This window comes from Jeotgalicoccus marinus DSM 19772, from assembly GCF_000425825.1.
Taxonomy (GTDB): domain Bacteria; phylum Bacillota; class Bacilli; order Staphylococcales; family Salinicoccaceae; genus Jeotgalicoccus; species Jeotgalicoccus marinus.
Map to the genome: position 1 here is coordinate 57,412 of NZ_AUEE01000003.1, position 26,083 is coordinate 83,494.

The window sequence follows — 26,083 nt, forward strand, 5'->3', positions numbered from 1 at the left end:
CTTATTTATTATTTACCAGTTTTACCTTCTTTACGGCGAACAAGTTCACCTTTATAGCGAATACCTTTACCTTTATAAGGTTCTGGTGGACGTACACTACGGATGTTTGAAGCTAAAGCTCCAACTTCCTCTTTATTAATACCTTCGATTTTGATGTTAGTGTTACCTTCTACAGAAATCTGAAGGTTTTCACCTGTTTCAAACTCAACAGGGTGAGATAAACCAACGTTTAATGAAAGTTTATTACCTTGCATTTGTGCACGATAACCAACTCCGATTAGTTCAAGTTCTTTTACAAAACCTTGTGAAACACCTTCAACCATGTTGTTGATAAGTGCACGAGTAGTACCGTGTACTGTACGGTGTTCTTTAGAATCACTTGGGCGTACTACTTCTAGTGTAGTATCTTCAAGATTGTATGTCATTTCTTCATTGAATGTGTTAACTAGTTCACCTTTAGGGCCTTTAACAGTAATAGTATTACCCTTGATGTCGATAGTTACATCACTTGGAATGTCAATAAGACGTTTACCAACACGACTCATTACTTTGCACCTCCTATAATATTAATTACCAAACGTATGCGAGAACTTCCCCGCCAAGATTTCTTTTACGTGCTTCTTTGTCTGTAAGCACACCTTCTGAAGTAGAGATAAGCGCAATTCCAAGACCGTTAAGTACTCTTGGTAACTCTTCTCTCTTAGCATAAACACGTAGTCCAGGTTTAGAAATACGTTTTAAACCAGTGATAACGCGTTCGCTATCGTTTGAGTATTTCATGAATACGCGGATAATACCTTGCTTATCATCCTCGATAAATTCTACGTTTTTTACAAAACCTTCAGTTTTTAAGATACCTGCAATTTCTTTCTTAATGTTTGATGCAGGGATTTCTAAAGTTTCATGTCTAACAATGTTCGCATTTCTAATGCGTGTTAGCATATCTGCAATTGGATCTGACACTGTCATTTAAGTTGCCTCCTTTCGAATAATGTTTCTTACCAGCTTGCTTTTTTAACGCCAGGAATTTGCCCTTTGTAAGCAAGTTCTCGGAAACAGATACGGCAAAGCTTGAATTTACGAATTACTGAGTGTGGACGTCCACATCTTTCACAACGTGTATATTCTCTAACTTTGAATTTTTGTTCTTTTTGCTGTTTAGCAATCATTGATTTTTTAGCCACTATTTCGCCTCCTTAGATCTTACTTTTGGAACGGCATACCGAATTGTGTTAGCAGTTCACGAGCTTCTTCGTCCGTGTTAGCTGTTGTTACAATTACAATATCCATACCGCGTACTTTTGATACTTTATCGTAGTCAATTTCAGGGAAGATAAGCTGTTCTTTAACACCTAGCGTGTAGTTTCCGCGGCCATCAAATGCCTTTTTAGAAATACCTCTAAAGTCTCTTACACGTGGAAGTGAAACCGAGATTAATTTGTCTAGGAATTCATACATTCTTTCTCCACGTAGTGTTACTTTAGCACCGATCGGCATACCTTCACGAAGACGGAAAGTAGCGATAGATTTTTTTGCTTTAGTGATAACTGGTTTTTGACCTGTGATTGCAGTTAATTCCTCAACAGCTGTGTCGAGTACTTTTGCGTTTTGCACAGCGTCACCAACACCCATATTAACAACGATTTTTTCGATTTTTGGTGCTTGCATTACAGAAGTGTAATTAAATTTATTTACTAATTCTTGTTTAATTGTTTCATTGTATCTATCTTTTAAACGTGCCATTTATGTGACCTCCTTCCGTTTGAACCTTATTTAATTTCTTTACCTGATTTCACAGCGATCTTCACTTTTTTACCATCTTTGATTTCATGACGGATACGAGTGCGTTCACCTGATTCAGGGTCAACGTGCATAACGTTAGAAACATGAATTGGCGCTTCTACCTCTAGAATCCCACCTTCTGGGTTCATTTGAGATGGCTTCTGGTGTTTCTTAACGATGTTTACATTTTCAACAATGACACGGTCTTCTCCAGGAATTGCTTTTAATACATTCCCTTTTTTACCTTTGTCTTTCCCGCTGATTACAATGACTTGGTCACCTGTTTTTACGTGCATAGTTGTCGCACCTCCTTCGGATTAAGATTATAGTACTTCTGGTGCTAATGAGATAATCTTCATGAAGTTACCTTCGCGAAGTTCACGAGCAACTGGTCCGAAAATACGAGTACCTCTTGGACCTTTATCATCACGGATGATTACGCATGCGTTCTCATCGAATTTAATATATGAACCATCTTCACGACGGATACCTGTTTTTGTTCTAACGATGACAGCTTTTACAACTTCACCTTTTTTGACAACACCACCTGGTGTTGCATTTTTAACAGTTGCAACAATTACGTCACCGATGTTAGCTGTTTTACGACCAGTACCACCAAGTACTTTGATTGTAAGTACTTCACGAGCACCAGAGTTGTCAGCAACTTTTAAGCGGCTTTCTGACTGAATCATGCGTGATTCCCTCCTTCTGTTTCAAGTATTATATAATTACAGACTCTTTAACGATTTCAACAAGACGGAATCGTTTAGTCGCTGATAATGGACGTGTAGCCTCAATTCTTACGATGTCGCCCATTTTCGCTGTATTGTTTTGGTCATGTGCTTTGTATTTCTTAGAATATCTAACACGTTTACCGATGATCGGGTGTTTTTTGTAAGTTTCAACGAGTACCGTTACTGTTTTATCCATTTTGTCGGATACTACGCGGCCCTGGAGAACTTTACGTTCGTTTTTCTCTTCCACGATTTGGACCTCCTCTAATTATTGATTCGCTTGTGCTTCTGCAATCTCTCTTTCACGAACCGTCGTTTTCATTCTAGCGATAGTTTTTCTAACTTCTTTGATACGAGCAGTGTTCTCTAGCTGACCTGTAGCTAGCTGAAAGCGCAGATTGAAAAGTTCTTCTTTCAATTCTTTGACATTTGATTCAATTTCAGAATTCGTTAAATCACGGATTTCTTTAGCTTTCATTCGTATCACCACCTAATTCTTCACGTTTAACGATCTTAGTTTTAACTGGAAGTTTGTGGCTCGCAAGACGAAGTGCTTCTTTAGCAACCTCTTCTTGAACACCTGCAACTTCAAACATAATACGGCCTGGTTTTACAACTGCAATCCATCCTTCGATTGCCCCTTTACCAGATCCCATACGTACTTCTAAAGGTTTCTTTGTATATGGCGTGTGCGGGAAGATGTTGATCCATACTTTACCGCCACGTTTCATGTAACGTGTCATTGCAATACGCGCTGACTCAATTTGTCTTGCAGTAATCCAAGATGTTGTTGTAGCTTGTAGCCCGTATTCACCAAAACTTACTTGATTTCCGCCTTTTGAACGTCCTTTAGTATCCGGACGGTGCTGACGACGGTATTTTACTCTTTTTGGTAATAACATTCCAATTTTCCTCCTTACTTATTTATTATTCTTTGTAGGAAGAACTTCTCCACGGTAGATCCATACTTTGACACCTAGTTTACCGTAAGTAGTGTCTGCTTCTTCGTGTGCGTAGTCAATGTCTGCACGAAGTGTATGAAGTGGAACTGTTCCTTCACTGTAGCCTTCAGCACGTGCGATATCTGCACCGCCTAAACGCCCTGATACTTGAGTTTTGATTCCTTTAGCGCCAGATTTGATTGCTCTTTGTAGCGCTTGTTTTTGTGCTCTTCTGAATGAAACACGGTTTTCTAATTGACGTGCAATGTTTTCAGCAACAAGTTTAGCATCCATATCAACTTTCTTGATTTCAATAACATTGATATGAACTTTCTTGCCAGTTAGGTTAGTTAGAGCTGTACGAGTTTTGTTGATCTCGCTACCACCTTTACCGATTACCATACCTGGTTTACCTGTGTGCAATGCAATGTTAACTCGGTTTGCAGCACGTTCGATTTCTACTTTAGAAATTGATGCATCTTTGAGATTAGTCTCGATATATTTACGAATCTTTAAGTCTTCGTGTAATAGAGTTGAGAAATTTTTGTCAGCGTACCAGTTTGCTTCCCAGTCACGGATGACACCTACACGAAACCCAATTGGATTTATCTTTTGGCCCAAGTTAATTACCTCCTTATATTATTAAGCGTTCTCTACTTCTTGATTTTCTTCAGTATCTACTTCATCAGCATATTCTTTTACAACTACAGTGATATGACTAGTGCGCTTGTTGATCTTAGAAGCACGGCCTTGAGCACGTGGACGGAATCTTTTAAGCGTTGGTCCTTCATCTGCAAAGATTTCAGAAATATACAAGTTATCGATATCCATATCGTAGTTATGTTCTGCGTTAGCAACTGCAGATTTAACTAATTTCTCCACTACCGGTGAAGATCTCTTGTTTGTAAGTTTTAAGATTGAGATCGCTTCTCCAACTTCTTTACCTCTTACTAAGTCAGCAATAAGACGTACTTTACGTGGTGCGATTCTCACAGTTCTAGCAACAGCTTTTGATTGCATGAGTCTTTCCTCCTTTACCGCATATGGTTAGTGTTTATCTTCTTGTTTTCTTGTCGTCAGCTGCGTGACCTTTAAACGTTCTTGTTGGTGCGAATTCACCAAGTTTGTGGCCAACCATATCTTCTGTGATGTACACAGGTACATGTTTACGTCCGTCGTATACTGCAATTGTATGTCCGATAAAGTTCGGGAATACTGTTGAACGGCGTGACCATGTTTTAATTACACTTTTTTTGTTACCTTCGTTTTGAGCCTCAACCTTGTTCATAAGGTGTTGGTCGACGAAAGGTCCTTTTTTAAGACTGCGTGCCATGTAGGCGCCTCCTTCCAATAATGCGTGCGGAGTAAATCCGCACACTTAACTCATTTATTTTTTACGTCCTCTAACGATTAATTTGTTAGAACGGTTCTTACCTTTACGAGTTTTCTTACCAAGCGTAGGTTTACCCCAAGGTGAAACTGGAGATGGACGACCGATTGGTGCTCTACCTTCACCACCACCGTGTGGGTGATCGTTAGGGTTCATTACAGAACCACGTACTGTAGGGCGTTTACCTTTCCATCTAGAACGTCCGGCTTTACCAACGTTAACAAGTTCGTGTTGCTCGTTACCAACTTGACCGATTGTTGCACGGCAATCAAGTAAGATCATACGTACTTCACCTGAAGTTAATTTAACTAGTGCATATTTACCTTCTTTACCTAGTAACTGTGCACTTGCACCTGCAGAGCGAGCGATTTGACCGCCGGCACCTGGTTTAAGTTCAATGTTGTGAATTGTAGTACCCATTGGGATATCAGAAAGTACTAATGTGTTACCTACTTTAATATCCGCATCAGCACCACTCATAAGTTCAGTACCAACTTTAAGTCCTTTTGGTGCAAGAATGTATCTCTTTTCACCATCTGCATAAGCAACTAACGCAATGTTAGCTGAACGGTTTGGATCGTACTCTATCGTTTTAACTTTTGCAGGAATTCCATCTTTATTACGTTTGAAGTCAATAATTCTATAATGACGTTTGTGTCCGCCTGCTTGGTGACGCACTGTGATTTTACCTTGGTTGTTGCGTCCCGCTTTTTTCGGAAGCGGCTGTAATAATGAACGTTCAGGAGTCGTTGAAGTGATTTCAGCGAAATCTAAACCAGTCATATTACGACGACCATTCGTGGTAGGCTTATATTTTTTAATTGCCATCCTCGTTATACCTCCTTAATGGTATGTGTTTATATTTATTAGAAGATTTCGATTGAACCTTCTTTAAGTTTTACAATCGCTTTTCTTCTTCTGTTTGTATAGCCTTCGTAACGGCCCATACGTTTTTTCTTAGGTTTAACATTCATAATGTTAACTTTATCTACTGTTACATCGAAGATTTCTTCGATCGCGTGTTTAACTTGTGTTTTGTTCGCTCTGACGTCTACATCAAATGTGTATTTGTCTTCTGACATTAAGTCAGCAGAACGCTCAGTAATTACTGGGCGCTTGATAATGTCGCGTGCATCCATTATACAAGTACCTCCTCTGCTTTTTTGATTGCTCCTTCAGTGAAAATCACATGGTTAGCAGATAGGATATCTAGTACGTTAAGACTAGCTGGAGTTAACACTTTAACACCAGGGATGTTACGTGCTGATTTTTCAACAACTTCGTCTTTAGTATCAAGTACTAGAAGTACTTTCTTAGCAGCACCAAGGTTTTCAAGAACTTTTACGAATTCTTTAGTTTTTGGCGCTTCCATTGCTAGGCTATCTACCACTTGGAATACTTCTTCATTCACTTTAGCTGAAAGTGCTGAACGAAGTGCAAGTTTTCTCATTTTCTTAGGCATGCTGTAACCATACGATCTTTTAGTTGGTCCGAATACTACACCACCACCACGGAATTGTGGCGCACGGATTGTACCTTGACGTGCATTACCAGTACCTTTTTGTCTAAATGGTTTTTTACCACCACCGCGAACTGCAGAGCGGTTTTTTACAGCATGATTACCTTGTCTTAATGAAGCTCTTTGTAAGTTAACTGCTTCAAAAAGTACGTGTTGGTTTGGCTCAATACCAAAAATGTCTTGGTTTAATTCAATAGAACTCACTTTAGTTCCTTCTTTTGATAAAACATCGATTGCCATGTGTTTATCCTCCCTTCCTTATTACTTATTACCTTTTTTAATTGATGATGAGATTTTTACAAAGCTCTTTCTAGGGCCAGGTACGTTACCTTTGATAAGAATAACGTTTTTGTCAGCGTCAACGCGTACAATCTCAAGATTTTGCATTGTGATTGTTTTACCACCAGTTTGTCCAGGTAATTTTTTACCTTTAAATACTCTTGACGGGCTCGCAGCCATCGCCATAGCACCTGATTTTCTGTGGTAGCGTGAACCGTGGCTCATTGGTCCGCGTGCAAAGCCGTGACGTTTAATAGAACCTTGGAAACCTTTACCTTTAGAAGTTCCCGTCACGTCTACAAAATCACCTGTCTCAAATGTATCAACAGTGACTTCTTGACCTACGTTGAATTCGTCTACGTTTAAGTTCTTGAATTCACGTACGAAGCGCTTAGGAGCAGCACCTGATGCTTTAGCGTGGCCTGCTTCTGCTTTGTTTGCATACTTGTTACTTCTTGCTTTCGCGTTATATTCGCGTTTGTCATCAAAACCGATTTGAATCGCGTTATAACCGTCTGTTTCTTCTGTTTTCTTCTGAACTACTACGTTACCAGCAGCTTCTACTACTGTTACAGGGATTAATTCTCCGTTTTCACCGAAAACTTGAGTCATCCCAATTTTTCTACCTAAGATTCCTTTGGTCATCGAAAGTCGCACCTCCTATAATTTATAACTTGATTTCGATGTCTACACCTGATGGTAAGTTTAAGCCCATCAGAGCATCAACTGTTTTTGGTGTAGGGTTTAAAATGTCGATAAGACGTTTGTGTGTACGTTGCTCGAATTGTTCACGAGAATCTTTGTACTTGTGTACCGCACGGATAATCGTGTAAACAGTTCTTTCAGTTGGTAACGGAATTGGTCCTGATACATCTGCACCTGAACGTTTAGCCGTTTCTACGATTTTTTCTGCTGATTGATCCAGCACTCTGTGATCGTACGCTTTCAAACGAATACGAATTTTTTGTTTTGCCATTATTTATACCTCCTTATGGTCGTCATCCTATTATGGTAGACTATCTCAGCGAAAATTTTCTCACGCATCAGCCATGGCAATGCGGCCGGGTGTGTCAGTAACCTCTCGCGTCATCGATGTGTGATGTGCATGAAATCAGCACTTCACTTATAAAGGACACATTGGTGTCCACTCAAGTCCAACGTTAGATATAATACAGCAAAATAGCGAAGAAATCAATAGTATTCTAGAGATTTCTTCGCTATTTTAATTAATTATATCTTTTCTTCTATAGTAAGTACTATTAGTTCTAGTTTATAAAGACAAAGTACAGTATGAATACCACGAAAAGTCCATACATAATCGGGTCAATCTCTTTACGTCTACCTGCCATAATCATCGTAATTGGGTAGAAGATAAAACCAACCGCAATACCTGTCGCTATACTATAGGTTAACGGCATCATGAAGACAGTTAGAAAGGCAGGTACCGCAAGTTCAAAACGTCCCCAGCTAATTTTAGATAAGTTAGAAGCCATTAATATTCCTACTATTATAAGTGCAGGTGCAGTGACTTCCGATGTGAAAGTAACGATGAGCGGTGAGAAGAATATCGCTGCTAAGAATAGCACACCTGTCACGACTGCTGCAAATCCACTTCTCGCTCCGGCTGCAACACCTGCTGTTGACTCAACATAAGATGTTGTCGTCGATGTCCCAAATACTGCGCCAGTAATCGTCGCAAAGGCATCTGCTAGTAGAGCTTTTGAAGCACGTGGCAACTTATTGTCTTTAATTAGGTTAGCTTGTGAAGCGACTCCAACAAGTGTGCCTGCTGTATCGAAGAAATCAACAAATAGAAACGTTAAAACGACAATTAGAAATTGAACGTTTAATATTGAGTCTAAATTCATAAAGCCTTCAAAAGCTGCACCAAATGTCGGTGCCACACTTGGTACTGAACCGACAATTGCATTAGGCATTGGAACAATTCCTACTATAACACCGATGATCGCTGTAACAATCATACCGAAAAATATTGCTGCAGGCACTTTCTTTGTCATAAGTATAACTGTAATCACTAGACCAACAAAAGTGAGGATGACCCCACCATCCTGTATATTACCTAAACTAATTAAAGTTGCATCGTCATTCGCAATAATTCCGGATGACTGAAGACCAACGAATGTTATGAAGAATCCAATCCCCGCGGAAACAGCCATCTTCATCTCCATCGGAATAGAGTTAATTATGTATTCTCTCAGCCCGGTTAAAGTTAAAATTACAAAGATCAATCCTGAGAATAAAACTCCCGTCAAGGCAGTTTGCCAAGGAATGCCCATTGTTAAGACTACTGTAAAGGCGAAGAATGCGTTCAGTCCCATCCCCGGTGCAAGTGCGATTGGATATTTCGCAATAATCCCCATGAATAAGCAACCGACAAAGGCTGCTAAACAAGTGGCAACAAAGACCGCATTAATATCCATCTTCATGTCATCCGGTACACCTTCAACACCCTGAAGAGAAAGGATCGAAGGATTGACTGCTAAGACATAAGCCATTGAAAGGAAGGTCGTTAGCCCTCCGATTATTTCTTTCTTAAAGTTTGTGCCTAGCTCATCAAACATAAAAAACTTTTTCATAACTGACTCCAATCCATTATAGATTATTTTAATTGCAAGATTTTCGGATCATTATATCCGATGAATCGTATGAGCATCTCTCTTGTATATGGGAAAAACATATTGATTAACTTACCGTAAAACAAGACGATTAAAATCGTACCTATAAATACTGGACCACCCAAAAGTAAACCGATAATCGCAACGACTAATTCTATTAAGAATCTCGCTCGGTCCATTCTCAAATTAAATTTCCACACGAGTATCATCATCAATGAGTCCCTAGGACCAGCTCCAAGGTTCGGCGTAATGTAAAAAGCAGTGCCGAATGAAGCGACAAAAACCCCGAGAGTAAAGTAGACTGCTTGAACTGGCCATGAAGCCACATCAGGTAAGAGCCAAACAAAGAAATCAATAAATGCTCCCATAACCACTAAGTTGACATAGACACCACCTTTTGGTAATTTCCTAACCAAAATTGATGTGGTAATCACGATGGCGATCCCGACAATAACTGACCATGATCCAAAGGTGAGGCCGAGTGACTGCCAGAGCCCAAAATGTAATACATCCCAGGGTGATAAACCCATCACAAAACCCTTAACTTGTAGGGCAACGCCCAGGGACATAATCAACAGTCCCACGAAATAAAACAAGCAACGTTTTATAAAGCTTTCGGACAAGTTACCACTCCTAATATTCCAAGTTATTCTTTAAGCTTCCCGTTAAATACATATATATTATACACCTCATTACAGAAAAATCCATGAAAATCCGTACATTTATCAATAAAAACGTTTTATTGTTTGTTAAAATGTTATTTTTGATTTCTCTTCACATTCAAGTAATTATTATTATGATATGATATGAGTTAAGTTTAGGTGGTGGTAAAATGGACTTAGAAAGTAAGTTACAAGAGCTCAAGTATGAGTACGTACATTTACAAGGTGACCTAGAAAAAATTGAATCTACAGGTCATCCGACTAAAAAAATGACCGACCGACTTGCTGCACTTGAAAAAGAAATAAAAGAAGTAAGACAAGCTATTAAAAATCAATAAGTCAGGATGCGTGTATATAGATGAAACAATTGATATCCGTCATTATGATTATACAATTTTTGATTTACTTCGGCTTTAGTATGATCATCCCTGTTATACCGGAACTCGTTAACCAACTTGGTGTCAGCACTTTACATATGGGACTCTTGCTTGCCATATATTCCTTGGCGAGCTTCTTATCTGCACCTTTTTTCGGCCGCTTATCGGATAAAATAGGTCGACGTCCATTATTAATTGGCGGCTTATCTACATTTGCATTTAGCTTCTTAATATTTGGGTTGTTCATCGACAACTTACCTATTTTATATATAAGTAGAATTATCGGTGGTGCCGCTTCAGGGGCGTTATACACTGCGACGACCAGTATGGTAGCAGACATTACAACAAGAGAAGAACGTACGAAATACATGGGCTTAATCGGTATGTGCATCGGCTTTGGCTTTATCTTTGGTCCTGGGGTTGGCGGCTTATTAGCAGGCATTAGTTTGAGTTTCACTTACTATATGACGACAGTGGTTATACTTGGCGCCCTAGTATTTAGCTTGATTAAAGTACCTGAGACATATAAAAGACAAACTAATGTGGCACCTAAGAAAATCGGTCTCACGATTGATTACTTTACTCAACCCATTGGTATTCTTTTGGTCGGCACATTTTTCGTTATGTTCTTCATGAGCGGAATGGAGAGTACCTTCCAACTACTTGGTCAAGAAAGAATAAATATTACACCGACAGAGATGGGTGTCCTGTTTTTCATCGGGGGTATATTTAACGCCCTAACTCAAGGTGTATTTATTAGAAGGATTAAAGACGGCGACGAAAAAATGCCGATGGTAATCGGTCAAGTCATGGCAGTAGTCGCATTTATAATGTTGCCATTCATGACTGGCCTAGTTTACGCGGGAATTTGCATTGTCTTATTAATGACAGGCAATGCCCTTGTTAAAACATTGATGACGTCATTGATCACAAAAGAAGCATCTCAAGATGATATGGGTAGAGTGACTGCAACGACCTACTCTTTAGATAGTTTAGGAAGAATTTGTGGCCCTCTTGTGTTTAATGCACTATTCCTATTCACACCAGGAATACCATTCTACTTCGGTGCTTTAATGACAATATTCTCAACACACTTTATTTTTCAATATTATAAGAAGAGAAGGAGACTGGCATGATTCTCTTATCCATACTCATCGTTTTAATCTACATCGTAGTCAGCGCGGCAACAATTCTAACCTTTCGTTCTAAAACTTTAGACATTGCACGCCTATTTTCAGGGTTAGCATTTTTAATCATGATCATTACAACATCGATGTCCTTAGACGGTAGTGATATTTACCTGACAATTGCCTTAGCGATTTGTATTGTTTTAAGTGTAGAAATAACTGCTTTTAAGGAAAAACAAGGTGATCAAAAGAACTTATTTTTAATTCACGCTTTTACACTAACTATGACACTTGTGTTGATTATAATGTTAATTACACTTTAGGGAGATAAATTATGAGACGCGTTATTTTAATACTGCTGATAATCATTCAAATCTTATTCTTTATTAATTATTCTATTAATGATGGTATTATTTTTTATAATATCTATATTTGGTTTACCTTATCAGCCCTTTCAGTCATTACGGGTATTAGAGCCTTTCGCTCTGAACCTAATTTGAACGAAAGTCGACAAATACATTCGTACTTCTCCCTATCATTAATTATTATTTCTATATCTTCTATCTTGTTCATTGTGTATATTGCAATAATGCAACCTTACTATTTATAAAATAACTAAAAGCTGAGTGCGCACCTTATCATGGTGCACGCTCAGCTTTTTATTATCGACGGAGTATTTTTCCGATTTGCATCTTCGCTTTTTGAAATAATGGAACCATAGATTCGGATAGGGTGTAAAGAGGTTTATTAATGACATAATCAAATTCTCCGATTTTGTCAGATACTTCTGTTCCCCAAACCTTTTTAAACTGCCATAAGCCGAAGTGTTCATCATCCTTATCGGGTGATACTGATACACCACCAAAGTCATAGCTTTTAGCACCATGTTCTCTCGCATATTGCATCATGTGCCACTGCATGTGGTGATTCGGTAGGTATTCTCGGTACTCATTAGATGAAGCCCCGTATAAGTAATAGGCTTTTCGTCCGGCTAAAGCAAGCAATGCGCCGGATAATAAGACCCCATCAGGGTGCGTACTTCTGATTTCTTTCATATCCGATAGTTGGCTATTCAACTTTTCTAGTCGGTTGTTTAAGTTTTCTAGCTGGTTATTTCTTTTCTGGTCATCTTTTATTTTGTTAGCTTTCGACGTTTCCTTATGCACTTTTTCAATCGCCGCTTCTGTTGATAGAATCGCTTCTTGAGGTAATAGCTTCACTAAAAATAATTCCATGTGACCCGCTGGGTTTAAGTGGTCGTATAAGGATTCAAAATATGTGATATCTCTTGTTAAGAAACCATCCCTATCTCCTGTTTCTTTCATAAGCTTCACAAAGTCAGGCAGGTCTTCACGTTTTGCTTTAACAACAGTTGTTCCCGCTTTTAAGGCATTTCTAACCTTGGTGCGGTTATTACGTTCGAAGCTTTGTAAGAGTGTCTTATCATCTACTTCTATGTCAGTGACCATCGTCGTTCTTGGTTGAATTACTTTTTTACTCATACCATCTGTTAAGCCGTGATGTTTAAATCCTAATGTCTCTAAACTTTCAATAATATCTTCATTACCCTCTACTTGGATATCTGGATCAATCTTAATGGTATAAGATTTCTCGTCCTTAGCAATTCGCTTCGCTTCAGCTAAGAGTACTTCAAGGACTTCTCTGTCTCTGTAGTCACAAACAAAACCTCTTGAAACATAACACATTGTAAATGGGGTCTTTGGCACTTTCTTAAACAGGAGCAAGCCTACACCTTCTACTTGCCCATCACGCCCGACGGCAATCCTTCTACTATACCAGCCCGTCAATGTCTTTGTGCCTGCCCATGAGCTTAACTGTAATAGGTCACCATTCGGATGTGACATTACAAATTCATCGTGTGTTTTATCGGTAATATTTAACTTCTCTACCATAGTCTCCACCAATCATTTCTTCATTATTTCTGCTATAATAAGTCCCCAAAGGGAGCGTATAAAAATGAAACAAATCATTCTAATCTTACTTACTGCATTTAATATTTATAGCTTGATCAATATTAATTTAACATATCAACATGATGACCTCATTGCCTTGCTCAGTTCAAGGATTATTTTACTTGCTGTCTCTATTATCTTACCTGTTCTTTTCTTTATAGTCGGTTCATCCAAAAGCATTAAATTACTATCTATTATTTCTATTTTAAGTGGTATTGCTCATTTTGCAATTATCGCTTTAATTTACATTTAATTTCTTAAATATTGTAGCATATTTAACTCAATTGTTCTTTTCAGAGTACCTTTTAGGAGTCGATTATATGAGAGATTTAGGCGTTTATTTCGGAACATTTGCCCCATGTCACGTCGGCCATTTTGAACAAATTGTTCGTGCAAAAAGAGAAAATCATCACGCCGTCATCATCGTTTCAGGTTATGACGGCGATCGAGGCGATAAGATCGGTATGAATGTTGAACACAGAACACGTGCGATGCGTCAACTTGTTAAAAATGATACCAATGTCACTGTCTTACAACTTAATGAGACTGATATCCCGCGTTATCCAGATGGCTGGCAGTCTTGGCTAAAGATGCTTTCTAGCCTAATTAAGAAGACCAAAGATGAACTTGACTTTGATGTACAAAAGCTAACTCTTTACGTTGGAGAAAGCGAATATGTGGAACCACTTGAAAGCTTTTTTACTGACTACTGGCCAGAACTCGACATCAAAATGACTATGGTTGACCGAAAAATTTTAGGAATTAGTGGTACAGAGATTAGAGAGACCCCTATTTTGAACTGGGATTACGTCACACGTCCATTTAGACGTTACTTCGTGCAAAATGTATTAATAACAGGCGCACCTAACAGTGGCAAATCAATGTTGACTGAGGATTTAGCAAGACGGTATTCATCGAGTTATTCACTTGAGTACGCTAAAGAATATTTTAAAACACATCAACTCTTGCCACATGAACTGGATGCGAAAGATTACCATGCAATTGGCATCGGCCAGTTCGACTTAAACCGTGAGCATATACACTCAAGTGCGACGCGTAAGATTTTTTTCGCCGATACAGATGTGATGTATTCGAAAGTCTACAATATGTTAAGCAACCAAGAAGATAAAGCATATGTCAATCAAATATTCGAACATTATATCCAACTTCAAAACTGGGCATTGATATTTATCTTACCTCCAAAGTCACATGCAAATGATGATGAAATTAAGTTTTACAACAAACTACTAGAGGAATTAAAAGCATATAATCTCATGGACCAGGCGGTCATTTTAAATGAAAGTTACCAAGAAAATTACCTCCGTGCACATCAATTATGTGATGAATTACTAGAAGATGGCAAAGATAACTGAATTTTAAATTTATTTTGTTATAATTAATGTTAATCTATCCAAGAATTAGGAGTGGTATTTGTGCAGGAAGAATTGTTATTAACTCCAGGCCCTACGCCTGTTGCTAGACGAACATACCAAGCAATGTCGCAGGGTATTATCCCACATCGCACCCAAGCCTTTAAAGATTTAAGTGTTAGAATTCAGAATCGTCTTCAACCACTATTCGGAACTACTCATCCTGTAGTGATTTTAACCGCTTCAGGTACGAGTGCACTAGAAGCAGCGATGGTCAACTTCGTAGAAGAAGGCGAAAATATCGCCATCATCGTAAGTGGTGTCTTTGGTGGTAAATTCAAGGATATCGCCGAGCGTTATAACTACAATGTCCATGTTTACAATGTTGAATGGGGACGTGCTGTTGACCCTGTGGCATTTAAAGATTTCTTAGCAACCATTGATAATGTATCTGCAGTCTTTACACAGGCATGTGAAACTTCTACTTCTGTACTCCACCCACTGAATGCACTCGGTAAAGTGGTAAAAGATTATAATGCACAAACACTTTTTGTCGTCGATGCAGTGAGTGCCTTAGGCGGTGCGGATATCAATATGAAACGTGACGATATTGACGTCTTAGTCTCGGGCAGTCAAAAAGCATTAATGCTACCACCGGGTCTTGCCTTCGTTGGCATTAACGACCTGTCATATGAAAAATTAAATCAAGCATCAGATAAGCGATATTACCTAGATTTAAGAATGTACTTAAAGTCACTCGAAGATGATTACACACCTCAAACACCAGCAGTGACCTTATATCAAGGTTTGGATGATGTCTTAGAAATGATTGAAGAAGAAGGGTTAGAAGCTATCTTTTCACGTCATAAAAAAATGCAGCAGATGATAAGAAGGGGTGTAGAGGCTTTAGACTTAGAACTATTAGTAGGAGAAGCTGATGCTTCACCCACTGTCACTGCTGTAAAATCGTCACCTGAAGAAATTACCTTAATTAAAGACAGTCTGTTTAATGATTATGGTATATCCGTTGCTGGTGGTCAAAAAGATCTGTCAGGAAAAATCATACGCATCGGACATATGGGCTTTATGTTCCCGAAAGATATGCTAACTATACTCAGCGCCTTAGAAGATATATTAAGTAAACTCAGACAAAAAAACTATTATGGAAAAGCCCTTACTGCCTACGAGGAGAGATGAAATGGTCAAACATAAGGTATTAGTTCTAGACCCAGTGAGCCAAGATGGAATTGAAGAATTAATCGCTCATGATGATTTTATCGTTAGCAGACAAGAAGGATTATCAGAAGCACAGATTATCGATATCATCAGTGACTTTGAAGCGGTCATTGTCCGTAGCCAAACGACCATGACCAAGAGAATCATTCAGCATGCTCAAAAATTAAAGGTGATTGCGCGCGCAGGTGTTGGTGTTGATAACATTGACATTGATGCAGCGACTCGACATGGCATCATTGTTATCAATGCACCTGAAGGTAACACGATATCTGCAACAGAGCATACGATGGCTATGCTCCTTACCATGGCAAGAGACATACCTGAAGCATATAAAGAACTTACATCTGGTATATGGAACCGCGGTGCGCATAAGGGTGTTGAACTCCAAGGTAAAACTCTCGGTATCATTGGCGCAGGTAAAATTGGTTTTGGCGTCGCTCGGCGTGCAAAGAGTTTTGGTATGAAAATAGTGGCGTTTGATCCGTACTTATCAGATGAAAAAGCCAATGATAATGAAATTGAAAAAATGGAAGTGGATGAACTAGCAGCAGTCGCAGATTTCGTCACTGTGCATACGCCACTCACCCCACAAACGAAAAGCCTGATTAACAAAGACTTCTTCAACAAGGTTAAAGATACAGGAATTTATGTAATCAACGTTGCTCGAGGTGGTATTGTAGACGAAGTTGACTTACTAGAAGCACTTGAAGCGGGAATTGTTAACGGGGCCGCCTTGGATGTGTTTGTAACAGAGCCCCCAGATAATACAGCTTTAATAGAACATCGCCGTACAGTGGTAACCCCACACCTCGGTGCCTCTACAGTTGAAGCACAGGAAAAAGTCGCTGTAAGTGTATCAAAAGAGATTATTGAGTACTTCTTAGACAACAAGATCACACATGCTGTCAATGCACCGCGTATTTCTAGTTCTGTAACCGAAGAACTGAGACCATATCTGTCTGTCGTTAAGCATCTCGGACAGTTTGGAATCCAACTCTTAGATGCCCCACCACACGAAGTTAAAATCAAATACTATGGCGACCTTGCAGTTGATGATACGAGTATTCTAACTCGTACTTTTGTCAAACATGTCTTAGAACCGCACTTTGCAGATGAGGTAAATATTATCAATGCACTCTATTATTTAAAAGAACTCGGCGTTACCTATAATATTGAAAAGAATCCTAAGGCTGATGGTTACACTAACTATTTAGAAGTCGAACTCATCAACGATAAAGAACACGTCACTATCGGTTCATCCAGTATCCCAGGATACGGTGAACGCTTGGTAAAACTGAATCAATACTCGATTGACTTCAAGCCAGAATCTCATATCCTAATTATTGAACACACTGACCGACCAGGTATTATCGGTGAACTCGGTGCCTTGTTAGGAGAAGATTTGGTCAATATCGCTTCCATGCAGCTCGCCAGACAAGTACGTGAAGGTGATGCGATGGTGCTCTTCACCCTAGATAATCAAGTACCGGATAAGACGTTAGAGAAAATCAAAGACATTAAAAACATTCATAAAGTGCACACTATTATTTTGGATTAGTAATAAGGTCCATCCGTTTCAGTTAACGGATGGACCTCTTTTCGGTGATAAGTCACTGCTTTTTAACTCACTTATCACCATTATCACTTCTAATGCTCCAGCTCTTTAATTGCTAAAGGGACATCTAATACATTTTCCATAAGGTGGCTCTCTTTTACACCGAGCTCATAAAATGTGTCTTTTATATCTTCTCCAGTTAGACCAGTTAAGGGGCATAAGAATGTCGCACCAATTGCCTTTGCACAGTAAAAGTCTGCAACAGAATCCCCTACAATATATATCTGTTCATCACTAACATTTTTACCGTGAACTGCTTCTTCGAACAATGTATCGTTGTGCATATATAAGCTCCATAGGTAAGAAAATGGATGTGGCTTAGTCAGTGCATGGTCTACCTCGCTCTTCTCCTGTGAGGCCATCACTTCACTTGCCGTAGAAATTCTACGCTGATCAAAGCACTCATCAAGCCCACCTTGTTCGAAAGGGAGCAAAGTTTCTTGTCTTGGTCGTCCAGTTGCCACACCAATGGTATAGCCCGCTTCCTTAAGTTTTTCTAGCATATCAACAATTAACTGAGGATCAACAATCCACTCTTCATCATGAATGAAGCCTGTCTTATCCAATTCTTCTGCAGCCTTCCCTGTATCCGCTTCGACTAAATCACTACCTAAATACCACTCTTGGTATTTATAGTGACCTAAAGACCATAGTGCTCCATACAATTGAAAGCTCCCTTGATCAGAAAAACCTTCTAGCTCACCTGCTTTGTCAATAAGCGCCTGGTAAATATCTTCCTTTGAGTTCAACGTCCCTTTTAAAAAGTCGAGTACTTTTTCTGGACGAACTGTCACGTCGCCTAACATATCGCCAACTTGATTTAAATCGTTCAAGTTCACACCGTGTAGATTTAATTTTTCCTGCTCTAAGATGTCTAAATATATGACAGAAAACGTTATAAACAGCATATCCCAATTGGAGTTTAAGCCCGCTTCTTTAAAGGATTGTAGGATTTTATCGTTAACAAAAATAGTATTACGGATGTCGGCAATCTCTTCATCCGTATATATTGCTTTAAACTTCCTACCGTCTAAATTTAAATAACGCGGATTGTATAATAATTCTTCAACTGTAAGCGCAGATACATCAAAGCATCGTTCTTCGCTTAAGAATACACCGTCAACATCAAATAAAATTGTGGCCATAATACCACTCCAGTTAATTATTTATATTATATTTTTAAGTTTGCCACAGCCTTTTCTAAATGTCGACTGATTTACCAAATTTTCAGGAAACTCAGACCTTTTATCAATTCTTAAATATATGTTTAAAAAAGCTGTCATTTGTAATATGATTAACGTAGATTGTAAACTTTATATTGAGTTTATTAATTTGTGAATAAGAATGTAAAATTATTATAATTTGGAGGACTTTTTATGTCTCTTAGTCCAATGGAAGTTATCTTTATGTTCCTCGGCGGACTCGGTATCTTCTTGTATGGTATTAAACAGATGGGGGACGGTCTTCAAGCCGCCGCAGGTGACAGATTAAGAGAAATCTTAAATCGTATGACTTCTAACCCTATCAAAGGTGTACTTGCTGGTATCATTGTAACTGCCTTAATACAAAGTAGTTCAGGTACAACAGCAATAACAATTGGACTTGTCAGTGCTGGATTTTTAACACTTAGACAAGCCATCGGCATTATCTTAGGGGCAAACATAGGTACGACAATCACAGCATTTATTATTGGTTTAGACGTTGGAGCGTACTCACTTCCAATTTTGGCTTTGGGTTCATTTTTATTATTCTTTTTTAAGAGTAATCAAGTAATCAATATTGGTCGTGTTTTATTTGGTTTTGGTGCCTTATTCTATGGTTTAGAACTCATGGGAGATGGCGTAAAACCACTAGCAGATTTACAATACTTTAAGGACTTAATGCTGGCAATGAGCGATAACTCATTCCTTGGATTAGCAGTTGGTGTCATTCTAACTGTTGTAGTACAAAGTTCTAGTGCGACAATCGCGATTCTGCAAAATTTCTATGCGAATGATCTAATAGATTTACAAGCAGCACTTCCAATACTTCTTGGGGATAATATCGGAACAACAATTACAGCTATATTAGCCGCATTGGTCGGTTCAATTGCCGCCAAACGTGCAGCCATGGTACACGTCATGTTTAATGTAATCGGTGCAACAATATTCATGATACTAATGCCATTCTTTGTTATATACGTGGAGCAACTACAAGGTTTACTTGCTTTAAATAAACCAATGACCATTGCCTTTGCTCATGGGTCATATAACTTTATAAACACATTAATACACATACCGTTTGTTGGTGTTCTTGCTTGGATTGTGATTAAGATTGTTCCAGGTAGAGATTTCTCGGAAGACTTCAAACCTAAACATCTCGACCCACTACTTTTAAAACAATCACCGAATATTGCAATTCAATCAGCACAAAGTGAAATTAAAAACCTAGGTGAACTTGTCCTCAGTACTTTACAAGATGCACGTCGTTATAGTGACAAAGAAGATGCGAAACTTTATAAGCAAATCGAAGACAAGATAAACGTCACATCAACTTTACAAGATAGCATCCGTAATTATTTATTAGACATTACTAAATATGAAGTATCGCAAGAAGATACTGAACGTATCAGTACCTTGCTCGAGATTTCTCGTATTTTAACAAAAGTTTCTACTCAAGCACATAATCTGGCTAACCAATACCATATTAAATACGAAGAAAAAATTGAGTTATCAGATGAAGCTAAAGAAGGACTTGAACATCTTTACAATCACGTATACGAATCATTTACGTTAGCGCTCGATTCAATAGATATATATAACCCACAAACACTTGAACATATCGTTAGATTAAGTCAGAAATCCAATCGTATAGAAAACAAACTTCGTAAAGAGCACATCAAACGCCTATCAAGAGGTGAATGCTCAACTGATGGTGGTATGCTATACGTTGAATTAATTTCTAATCTAGAACGTATTGGTTATAATGCTAGAAATATTTCTGAAACTAACTTAAGTACAGGTGTAGACGAATTCACTGAAGACTTCACAGTTTACGATTAAACTTAATACAGAGACTAAAAAGTCGTAAAATAAACCCACACTTAGAAATAATCTAAGTATGGGTTTATCTGTATTGAGTATATCCTTAATACTGGTCTAGATAGTGCTCTAATTCCCAATCGGATACGTTAGAACGATAACCATCCCATTCTACAAGTTTGTGCTCATAGAAAGCCTTAAAGAGGTGTTCACCAAGTGCTTCTTTAACAAGTTCACTATCACGCATTTCTTTAAGGGCATTATATAGCGTTGATGGTAAATCTTCTACACCGTTCTGAACACGTTCTTCACGAGTTAACTCATATAAATTAAGGTCGATTGGCTCTTGTAATTCCAATTTGTTTTTAATGCCATCTAAACCGGCCTTTAAAATAACTGCTAATGCGAGGTATGGATTCGCTGATGGATCTACAGAACGCACTTCTACACGAGTTGATAAGCCACGTGAAGAAGGAATTCTCATTAATGGTGAGCGATTACGTTTAGACCAAGCAATATAACTTGGTGCTTCGTAGCCAGGTACAAGTCTCTTGTAAGAGTTAACAAGTGGGTTTGTCACTGCAGTGAAGCTTCTGACGTGTTTTAAAACTCCAGCCATAAAGTATTTCATGTCTTGACTCAAGCCATCTTCAGCAGATTCATCAAAGAATGCATTCTCTTTTCCTTTAAACAATGAAACGTTAAAGTGCATCCCGTTACCGTTAATTCCAAATAATGGTTTTGGCATGAATGTCGCATGTAAGTTATGTTTTCTTGCTACTGTTTTTACGACAAGTTTGAATGTTTGGATGTTATCACAGGCAGAAATTGCATCAGCATACTTAAAGTCTATTTCATGCTGACCTTCAGCAACTTCATGATGTGATGCTTCAATATCAAAGCCCATATCCTCTAACTCAATGACAATATCTCTACGGCAGTTTTCACCGGAATCAGTCGGTGCTAAATCAAAGTACCCACCGTGGTCGTTAAGTTCAGTTGTCGGCTTCCCATTTTCATCCAATTTAAATAAAAAGAACTCAGGTTCTGGCCCGAGATTGAAAGATGTATAGCCCATGTCAGTCATTTCTTTAAGTACAGATTTTAAGTTTGTACGAGGATCACCTTCAAATGGCGTTCCGTTAATATTATATACATCACAAATTATGCGTGCCACTTTGTCACCTTTTGACGTCGTCCAGGGGAAAATTGTCCAAGTTGTTAGATCTGGCACAAGATACATATCTGATTCGTGGATACGTGTGAAACCTTCAATTGAAGAGCCGTCGAACATCATTTGGCCATCAAGGGCTTTATCCAATTGACTAAATGGAACCTCAACGTTTTTAATTGTTCCCAAAATATCTGAGAATTGTAGTCGGATAAACCTAACGTTTTCTTCTTTAGCGGCATTGAGAATTTGTTCTCTTGTTATATTTTCCATAACTCACACCCTTTATAAGATTTGGACCAAGGCCCTTAAAAACTCATGTTAAAATGTTACCACAAGTAAATATCAAACGCAATTAGCATATAAAATAAAAGAGAAGGAGTCCCACACTCCTTCTCTAAAATGTTTTAGAAAACACCTAAAATATTTACGATAAATATTAAAAAAATAATCGCTGGCAAAATGTATTTTAACATAAACATCCACGCTAAAAATACACCATAATACTTACCACCCTTAGTTAAATTGAATTGTTCCATTGTCAGGTTTTTATCCATTATATGACCGACAAAAATAGAAGAGAATAAGGCACCAACCGGGAGTAAAATATTAGAGACTAAAAAGTCTGCATTATCAAAAATAGTTCCGGTAAAAAATTGTACATCATTTAGCACACCTTCAGATAGAGCAGAAGGTATACCAATCATAAAGACAACCAATGCATATAAATAAGTGACTTTCTTACGATGTTTTTGATTACCTTTTAATGTATTCGCTACGTTGATCTCAATCATTGAGAACGATGAGGTTAACGTTGCGAATAAGAATGCTATTAAGAACATCAAATAGAAAATAATACCGAACGGAATGGCATTAAAGATTTCTGGTAGGACTATAAAGACTAAACCAGGCCCTTCGACACTTTCCATATTAAATGACGCAATTGCAGGAAAAATCGCTAAACCTACCATGACAGAGACAGCGATATTCATTATCACAATGTATCCTGCAGATTTTGGAAGGCTTTCATCACCTTTTAAATAAGATGAATATGTGATCATCTGTGTGATTCCCACACTCAATGCGAAGAATGATTGACCAAGCGCAAACATTACTGCATTAGCATTTAATTCACCAAAATTTGGTGTTAAGAAATACTTTACACCCTCAAATGCACCAGGGAGGCTAAGAGACCGAATAATAATAAATAAAAATAAAATAAATAGCAAGGGCATCATGATTTTAGAAGCGCGTTCTAAGCCTTTTTGAATCCCTTGTGCAACGACGAAGGCAGTAATAAAGATAAATACGCCTTGCCCTAAGACTGCAAACAATGGATTACTAATAACCTCTCCTAAAAGTGTTCCGTAGTCTTCAACAACATATAAACCGAGTAAATCCATTAAGGCAATGACAAGATAGATTAAAATCCATCCACCAATCACACTGTAAAAGGATAAAAGTACCATTGTACCTAGATGGCCTAACCACCCGAATATTCGTAAGCTTTTCTTACCACTTAAGTATTCAAATCCATCTATTGCATTCCGTCTTGATGCCCGCCCGATGACAAATTCACTTATTAATAACGGCAAACCGATGAGGATGGTAAATAATAGAAAGACAAATAAAAACGCGCCTCCACCATGTTCAGCTGTCATATAAGGGAATCTCCATACCGCTCCGAGACCAATAGCAGAACCTGCTGCAGCAAGGACGAAACCAAGTTTAGAGTTCCAGTTATTCTCTGACAAATTTATACCTCTTTTCAATACTAATGTTGGTATTCTATCATATATGTGAAACAAATAATATAACCAAAAAAGCTGAAAGAGTTAACAACTCTTCCAGCTAGTATACTCATTTTTACTTTAGTTCGGATTGTCTTCTAATTCTGGGATAGATTTCTCTAGATATTGACGGTCTTTATTTGCATTAAAATGATCTGCTTTCTCCATTTTTACATCTGTAACGTAGTCCGGCATTTCTACGAAGCTTTCGTAGATTCCTTTTTCTACTAAGAAGTTACCTTCTGGGAAGTGTGCTCCAATATTACCTTCTTTAATGTCCGCATAACGAACGAATCCTTGGAAGACACCATTCTTGTTGTAAAGTACGACTGCTTCCCCGTTTTCTAAACCTTCTTTACTCGCATCTTTCTCATTAACTAAGACGTCATAACGTCCCATAGCATTGAATGCGTCATTTTCACCGTAGATCATTGCGTTAAATTGTTTACCACGTCTCATCAACAATTTAAACTCTCCAGCTTTCTTATTGTTGTCTGGAATATCCATAGTAATTAAGTTCGCTCTACCATCTGGTGTCGGGCAAACACCGCCTTCACATAACCATGCACCACCGTATTGGTAAACATCTCCAGCTTTCTTAAGATATTGAACACCATCATACTGTGGGTTACCCTTAGCAATTTCATTACGGATATCTTGACCTGATTGGAAATCAATTAGGTGAGATTCTTCCGGTTTAACGCGTTTAGCAAGGTCAACATAGATTTGCCACTCACTTCTAGCTTCAGCAATTCTGTTGCGGTTACCTTCGATTTCTGGTGAGAAGTAAATCATTCTTTCAGTTGATGTAGATAAGCCACCGCCGTCTTGCTCATAACGCGTTTTAGCAGGTAATACAACAACTGCTTCTTTCGCATCAAGTAGCGTAGATGTGTTTAGGATAATATCTTGGTGCACACGAATATCTAGGTTCTCTAAAGCCTTAGCGACGAAGTTTGGATCTGGCATCGTTTCTAAGAAGTTACCACCAGACATGTAGTAAAGTTTAAGTTTTTTCTCATTGTCATCAGGTAGCATTGAGTTTTCAATTGTTACACCAACACTGTCCCCTGGCCATTCTGGAAGTTTGAAGCCCCAAAGGTCTTCAATACGTTTACGGTTTTCATCATTATAATCTCCACCAGGTAAGGAGAATGGATCTGCACCCATTTCACCTGATCCTTGCACTGAGGAGTGTCCACGAAGTGGCATAAGGCCTTTGTTCTTACCACCTAACCAACCACGTAGTAAGGCAAGGTTAGCAACTTGTGAAATATTGTCAGTTGCGTGTTTGTGCATTGTTAGACCAAGCGCCCAAACCATAACACCATTTTTAGCTTGAGCAAGTATGTTTGAAAACTCGATGATTTTCTCTTTAGACACACCAGATGATGCAACAATCTCATCCCAGCTCTGGCTCATCGCATTCTCTTTCATATCCTCATAGTTGTTAACGTGTTCTTTAACGAAATCATGGTTGATTGCTGAACCTGGATTCTGTTCTTCAAGATCAAACCAGTGTTTCATTACACCGTGCATTAAAGCGATGTCTCCGCCAATGTTTACTTCGTAGAATTCATCCGCAATTTCTGTACCGAATAAGGCAGATTCAACCACTGAAGGTACCCAATAGTTTTCCATTGCCGGTTCTCTATAAGGGTTAATTACAATAATTTTTGCACCGCGTTTTTTAGCTTCCATCATATATTTAGTTGATACTGGTGAAGCATTTGAAGCCACACTACCCCAGAATACTAATACATCAGTACCTAACCAGTCTTGATAGTTACAAGTTGATGCCCCAACACCAACTGAACGTTTCATTGCTGATTTACTTGGTGAGTGACAGATACGTGATGCGTTATCAATATGATTTGTTTCTAAGTAACGCGCAATTTTTGCAGCGACGTAATAAGACTCGTTTGTAATACCACGACTTGTTAAATAGAACGCATATTGAAGTGGATCTAATTCTTTCATTTTGTCAGCAATCGTATTCATAGCCTCATCCCAAGAAACTCTAATGAATTTACGATCACCTTTACGACGAATCATTGGATAAGGAATACGACCAAGTTCACGTAATTCCGTACTGTCCATCTTGCGTAACTCATCTATGTCCTGGTGTAATATCTCAGGCTTGATTGGCGGTGCTGTATTTAAACGTAGAACGTTAAAACGTGTTGTACACATGTGTGGTCCATTTAAGGTTTGGTCTTGTAAACCAGATACACCTAGTGCACAGCCATCACACACACCTTTTAATATAATATTCTTAGCATAGTTCAAGTTGTCTCTATTTTTCCAAACAATCTTAGCTGTATCTCTCATGTGATGTGGTTTAACTTTTGTTAAACCGAATGGAACAGGACTGACCCATAGTTTAGGATCCCAACGCTTAGTCTTGTTTATAGGACCCGGGTGAAGAGTTTTCCCCATGATTACACTCCCTCTATATTAT

33 protein-coding genes and 1 pseudogene are annotated in these 26,083 nt (G+C 38.4%); 9 read left to right on the plus strand and 25 right to left on the minus strand.

Translation table 11 applies throughout. From position 1 onward, the window contains the following. Nucleotides 1–8: 8 nt before the first annotated feature. The 19 genes from rplF to H624_RS0100460 form a co-directional block, all read right to left on the minus strand. Nucleotides 9–545 (minus strand): 50S ribosomal protein L6, encoded by a 537-nt coding sequence (rplF, locus tag H624_RS0100370; RefSeq protein ID WP_026865793.1) that lies wholly within the window; start codon nucleotides 543–545, stop codon nucleotides 9–11. 25 nt (nucleotides 546–570) lie between these two features. Next, nucleotides 571–969 (minus strand): 30S ribosomal protein S8, encoded by a 399-nt coding sequence (gene rpsH, locus H624_RS0100375; RefSeq protein ID WP_026865794.1) that lies wholly within the window; start codon nucleotides 967–969, stop codon nucleotides 571–573. A gap of 29 nt (nucleotides 970–998) precedes the next feature. Beyond that, entirely contained in the window at nucleotides 999–1,184 is a 186-nt protein-coding gene (locus tag H624_RS0100380) for a type Z 30S ribosomal protein S14 (RefSeq protein WP_017547659.1), read from the minus strand. A 19-nt stretch (nucleotides 1,185–1,203) separates the two neighbouring features. Continuing rightward, nucleotides 1,204–1,743 (minus strand): 50S ribosomal protein L5, encoded by a 540-nt coding sequence (rplE, locus tag H624_RS0100385; protein ID WP_026865795.1) that lies wholly within the window; start codon nucleotides 1,741–1,743, stop codon nucleotides 1,204–1,206. Between the two features lie 26 nt (nucleotides 1,744–1,769). Further along, nucleotides 1,770–2,078, minus strand: a complete 309-nt coding sequence (gene rplX / locus H624_RS0100390) for a 50S ribosomal protein L24 (protein WP_026865796.1) — start codon at nucleotides 2,076–2,078, stop codon at nucleotides 1,770–1,772. Nucleotides 2,079–2,105: 27 nt separating this feature from the next. Then, nucleotides 2,106–2,474 (minus strand): 50S ribosomal protein L14, encoded by a 369-nt coding sequence (gene rplN, locus H624_RS0100395; RefSeq protein ID WP_026865797.1) that lies wholly within the window; start codon nucleotides 2,472–2,474, stop codon nucleotides 2,106–2,108. Between the two features lie 28 nt (nucleotides 2,475–2,502). Continuing rightward, complete coding sequence (gene rpsQ / locus H624_RS0100400; protein WP_026865798.1) at nucleotides 2,503–2,766, minus strand: 30S ribosomal protein S17; 264 nt, start codon at nucleotides 2,764–2,766, stop codon at nucleotides 2,503–2,505. Nucleotides 2,767–2,784: 18 nt separating this feature from the next. Further along, nucleotides 2,785–2,994, minus strand: a complete 210-nt coding sequence (gene rpmC, locus H624_RS0100405; RefSeq protein ID WP_026865799.1) for a 50S ribosomal protein L29 — start codon at nucleotides 2,992–2,994, stop codon at nucleotides 2,785–2,787. Beyond that, nucleotides 2,984–3,418 (minus strand): 50S ribosomal protein L16, encoded by a 435-nt coding sequence (gene rplP / locus H624_RS0100410; RefSeq protein ID WP_026865800.1) that lies wholly within the window; start codon nucleotides 3,416–3,418, stop codon nucleotides 2,984–2,986. The genes rpmC and rplP overlap by 11 nt, the downstream gene beginning before the upstream one ends. Before the next feature lie 18 nt (nucleotides 3,419–3,436). Continuing rightward, the gene (gene rpsC, locus H624_RS0100415) at nucleotides 3,437–4,078 is read right to left on the minus strand and encodes a 30S ribosomal protein S3 (RefSeq protein WP_026865801.1); all 642 of its coding nucleotides are present in this window, start codon (nucleotides 4,076–4,078) and stop codon (nucleotides 3,437–3,439) included. Between the two features lie 21 nt (nucleotides 4,079–4,099). Continuing rightward, nucleotides 4,100–4,477, minus strand: a complete 378-nt coding sequence (rplV, locus tag H624_RS0100420; protein WP_026865802.1) for a 50S ribosomal protein L22 — start codon at nucleotides 4,475–4,477, stop codon at nucleotides 4,100–4,102. Nucleotides 4,478–4,511: 34 nt separating this feature from the next. Beyond that, nucleotides 4,512–4,790: a 30S ribosomal protein S19 gene (gene rpsS / locus H624_RS0100425; RefSeq protein WP_026865803.1), complete on the minus strand. Its 279-nt coding sequence runs from the start codon at nucleotides 4,788–4,790 to the stop codon at nucleotides 4,512–4,514. Between the two features lie 54 nt (nucleotides 4,791–4,844). Continuing rightward, complete coding sequence (rplB, locus tag H624_RS0100430; protein WP_026865804.1) at nucleotides 4,845–5,675, minus strand: 50S ribosomal protein L2; 831 nt, start codon at nucleotides 5,673–5,675, stop codon at nucleotides 4,845–4,847. Between the two features lie 38 nt (nucleotides 5,676–5,713). After that, a complete protein-coding gene (rplW, locus tag H624_RS0100435; RefSeq protein ID WP_026865805.1) occupies nucleotides 5,714–5,986 on the minus strand; it encodes a 50S ribosomal protein L23 in 273 nt (90 codons plus the stop codon). Next, a complete protein-coding gene (rplD, locus tag H624_RS0100440; protein ID WP_026865806.1) occupies nucleotides 5,986–6,606 on the minus strand; it encodes a 50S ribosomal protein L4 in 621 nt (206 codons plus the stop codon). The genes rplW and rplD overlap by 1 nt, the downstream gene beginning before the upstream one ends. Nucleotides 6,607–6,627: 21 nt before the next feature. Next, the gene (gene rplC / locus H624_RS0100445; RefSeq protein WP_026865807.1) at nucleotides 6,628–7,290 is read right to left on the minus strand and encodes a 50S ribosomal protein L3; all 663 of its coding nucleotides are present in this window, start codon (nucleotides 7,288–7,290) and stop codon (nucleotides 6,628–6,630) included. Between the two features lie 22 nt (nucleotides 7,291–7,312). Then, nucleotides 7,313–7,621, minus strand: coding sequence for a 30S ribosomal protein S10 (rpsJ, locus tag H624_RS0100450; RefSeq protein ID WP_026865808.1), 309 nt, complete (start codon nucleotides 7,619–7,621; stop codon nucleotides 7,313–7,315). Between the two features lie 289 nt (nucleotides 7,622–7,910). Next, complete coding sequence (locus H624_RS0100455) at nucleotides 7,911–9,242, minus strand: NCS2 family permease (RefSeq protein WP_026865809.1); 1,332 nt, start codon at nucleotides 9,240–9,242, stop codon at nucleotides 7,911–7,913. Between the two features lie 23 nt (nucleotides 9,243–9,265). After that, nucleotides 9,266–9,904: a DUF6198 family protein gene (locus H624_RS0100460; RefSeq protein ID WP_026865810.1), complete on the minus strand. Its 639-nt coding sequence runs from the start codon at nucleotides 9,902–9,904 to the stop codon at nucleotides 9,266–9,268. A gap of 209 nt (nucleotides 9,905–10,113) precedes the next feature. Between H624_RS0100460 and H624_RS12660 the strand changes: the two genes are divergently transcribed. Genes H624_RS12660 through H624_RS12305 form a run of 4 tightly spaced genes read left to right on the plus strand, consistent with a single transcriptional unit; the run spans nucleotide 10,114 to nucleotide 12,057 of the window. Then, nucleotides 10,114–10,281 (plus strand): SE1832 family protein, encoded by a 168-nt coding sequence (locus H624_RS12660; RefSeq protein ID WP_166627144.1) that lies wholly within the window; start codon nucleotides 10,114–10,116, stop codon nucleotides 10,279–10,281. Nucleotides 10,282–10,325: 44 nt separating this feature from the next. Then, nucleotides 10,326–11,456 (plus strand): MFS transporter, encoded by a 1,131-nt coding sequence (locus H624_RS0100470; RefSeq protein ID WP_240921859.1) that lies wholly within the window; start codon nucleotides 10,326–10,328, stop codon nucleotides 11,454–11,456. Beyond that, nucleotides 11,453–11,770, plus strand: a complete 318-nt coding sequence (mspA, locus tag H624_RS0100475; RefSeq protein WP_235678838.1) for a membrane stabilizing protein MspA — start codon at nucleotides 11,453–11,455, stop codon at nucleotides 11,768–11,770. Before H624_RS0100470 ends, mspA begins: the two co-directional genes overlap by 4 nt. An 11-nt stretch (nucleotides 11,771–11,781) precedes the next feature. Next, nucleotides 11,782–12,057, plus strand: a complete 276-nt coding sequence (locus H624_RS12305; protein WP_084145634.1) for a hypothetical protein — start codon at nucleotides 11,782–11,784, stop codon at nucleotides 12,055–12,057. Here H624_RS12305 and H624_RS12935 read toward each other — a convergent pair. Both H624_RS12935 and H624_RS0100480 read right to left on the minus strand, forming a co-directional pair. After that, nucleotides 12,052–12,288 carry a hypothetical protein gene (locus H624_RS12935; protein ID WP_370545421.1) on the minus strand — a complete coding sequence of 79 codons (237 nt, stop codon included), beginning with the start codon at nucleotides 12,286–12,288 and terminating at the stop codon, nucleotides 12,052–12,054. The two genes, H624_RS12305 and H624_RS12935, sit on opposite strands and share 6 nt — an antisense overlap. Beyond that, a pseudogene (locus tag H624_RS0100480) lies at nucleotides 12,182–13,360 on the minus strand (lipid II:glycine glycyltransferase FemX); the annotation flags it as partial. The pseudogene H624_RS0100480 and the gene H624_RS12935, both read right to left, overlap by 107 nt. 64 nt (nucleotides 13,361–13,424) lie before the next feature. Here H624_RS0100480 and H624_RS0100485 point away from each other — a divergent pair. The 4 genes from H624_RS0100485 (at nucleotide 13,425) to serA (ending at nucleotide 17,584) form a co-directional block, all read left to right on the plus strand. Beyond that, complete coding sequence (locus tag H624_RS0100485; RefSeq protein ID WP_026865814.1) at nucleotides 13,425–13,673, plus strand: hypothetical protein; 249 nt, start codon at nucleotides 13,425–13,427, stop codon at nucleotides 13,671–13,673. Between the two features lie 67 nt (nucleotides 13,674–13,740). Then, the gene (locus H624_RS0100490) at nucleotides 13,741–14,793 is read left to right on the plus strand and encodes an AAA family ATPase (RefSeq protein ID WP_026865815.1); all 1,053 of its coding nucleotides are present in this window, start codon (nucleotides 13,741–13,743) and stop codon (nucleotides 14,791–14,793) included. Nucleotides 14,794–14,853: 60 nt separating this feature from the next. Next, on the plus strand, nucleotides 14,854–15,987 hold the full coding sequence (locus H624_RS0100495; RefSeq protein WP_026865816.1) for a pyridoxal-phosphate-dependent aminotransferase family protein: 1,134 nt from the start codon (nucleotides 14,854–14,856) through the stop codon (nucleotides 15,985–15,987). Between the two features lies 1 nt (nucleotide 15,988). Then, the gene (gene serA, locus H624_RS0100500) at nucleotides 15,989–17,584 is read left to right on the plus strand and encodes a phosphoglycerate dehydrogenase (protein ID WP_026865817.1); all 1,596 of its coding nucleotides are present in this window, start codon (nucleotides 15,989–15,991) and stop codon (nucleotides 17,582–17,584) included. A gap of 89 nt (nucleotides 17,585–17,673) precedes the next feature. On the opposite strand, the gene H624_RS0100505 is transcribed toward serA, so the two are convergent. Continuing rightward, complete coding sequence (locus H624_RS0100505; RefSeq protein ID WP_026865818.1) at nucleotides 17,674–18,786, minus strand: HAD family hydrolase; 1,113 nt, start codon at nucleotides 18,784–18,786, stop codon at nucleotides 17,674–17,676. Nucleotides 18,787–19,017: 231 nt separating this feature from the next. Here H624_RS0100505 and H624_RS0100510 point away from each other — a divergent pair, with 231 nt between their 5' ends. Next, nucleotides 19,018–20,682: a Na/Pi cotransporter family protein gene (locus H624_RS0100510; RefSeq protein ID WP_026865819.1), complete on the plus strand. Its 1,665-nt coding sequence runs from the start codon at nucleotides 19,018–19,020 to the stop codon at nucleotides 20,680–20,682. Between the two features lie 85 nt (nucleotides 20,683–20,767). Here H624_RS0100510 and glnA read toward each other — a convergent pair whose 3' ends face one another. The 3 genes from glnA to H624_RS0100525 all read right to left on the minus strand — a co-directional run bounded on the left by glnA (nucleotide 20,768) and on the right by H624_RS0100525 (nucleotide 26,061). Beyond that, complete coding sequence (gene glnA, locus H624_RS0100515; RefSeq protein WP_026865820.1) at nucleotides 20,768–22,105, minus strand: type I glutamate--ammonia ligase; 1,338 nt, start codon at nucleotides 22,103–22,105, stop codon at nucleotides 20,768–20,770. A 134-nt stretch (nucleotides 22,106–22,239) separates the two neighbouring features. Beyond that, nucleotides 22,240–23,592, minus strand: a complete 1,353-nt coding sequence (locus tag H624_RS0100520; protein WP_240921862.1) for a sodium-dependent transporter — start codon at nucleotides 23,590–23,592, stop codon at nucleotides 22,240–22,242. A gap of 111 nt (nucleotides 23,593–23,703) precedes the next feature. Next, a complete protein-coding gene (locus H624_RS0100525) occupies nucleotides 23,704–26,061 on the minus strand; it encodes an FdhF/YdeP family oxidoreductase (RefSeq protein WP_026865822.1) in 2,358 nt (785 codons plus the stop codon). Nucleotides 26,062–26,083: the final 22 nt, after the last annotated feature.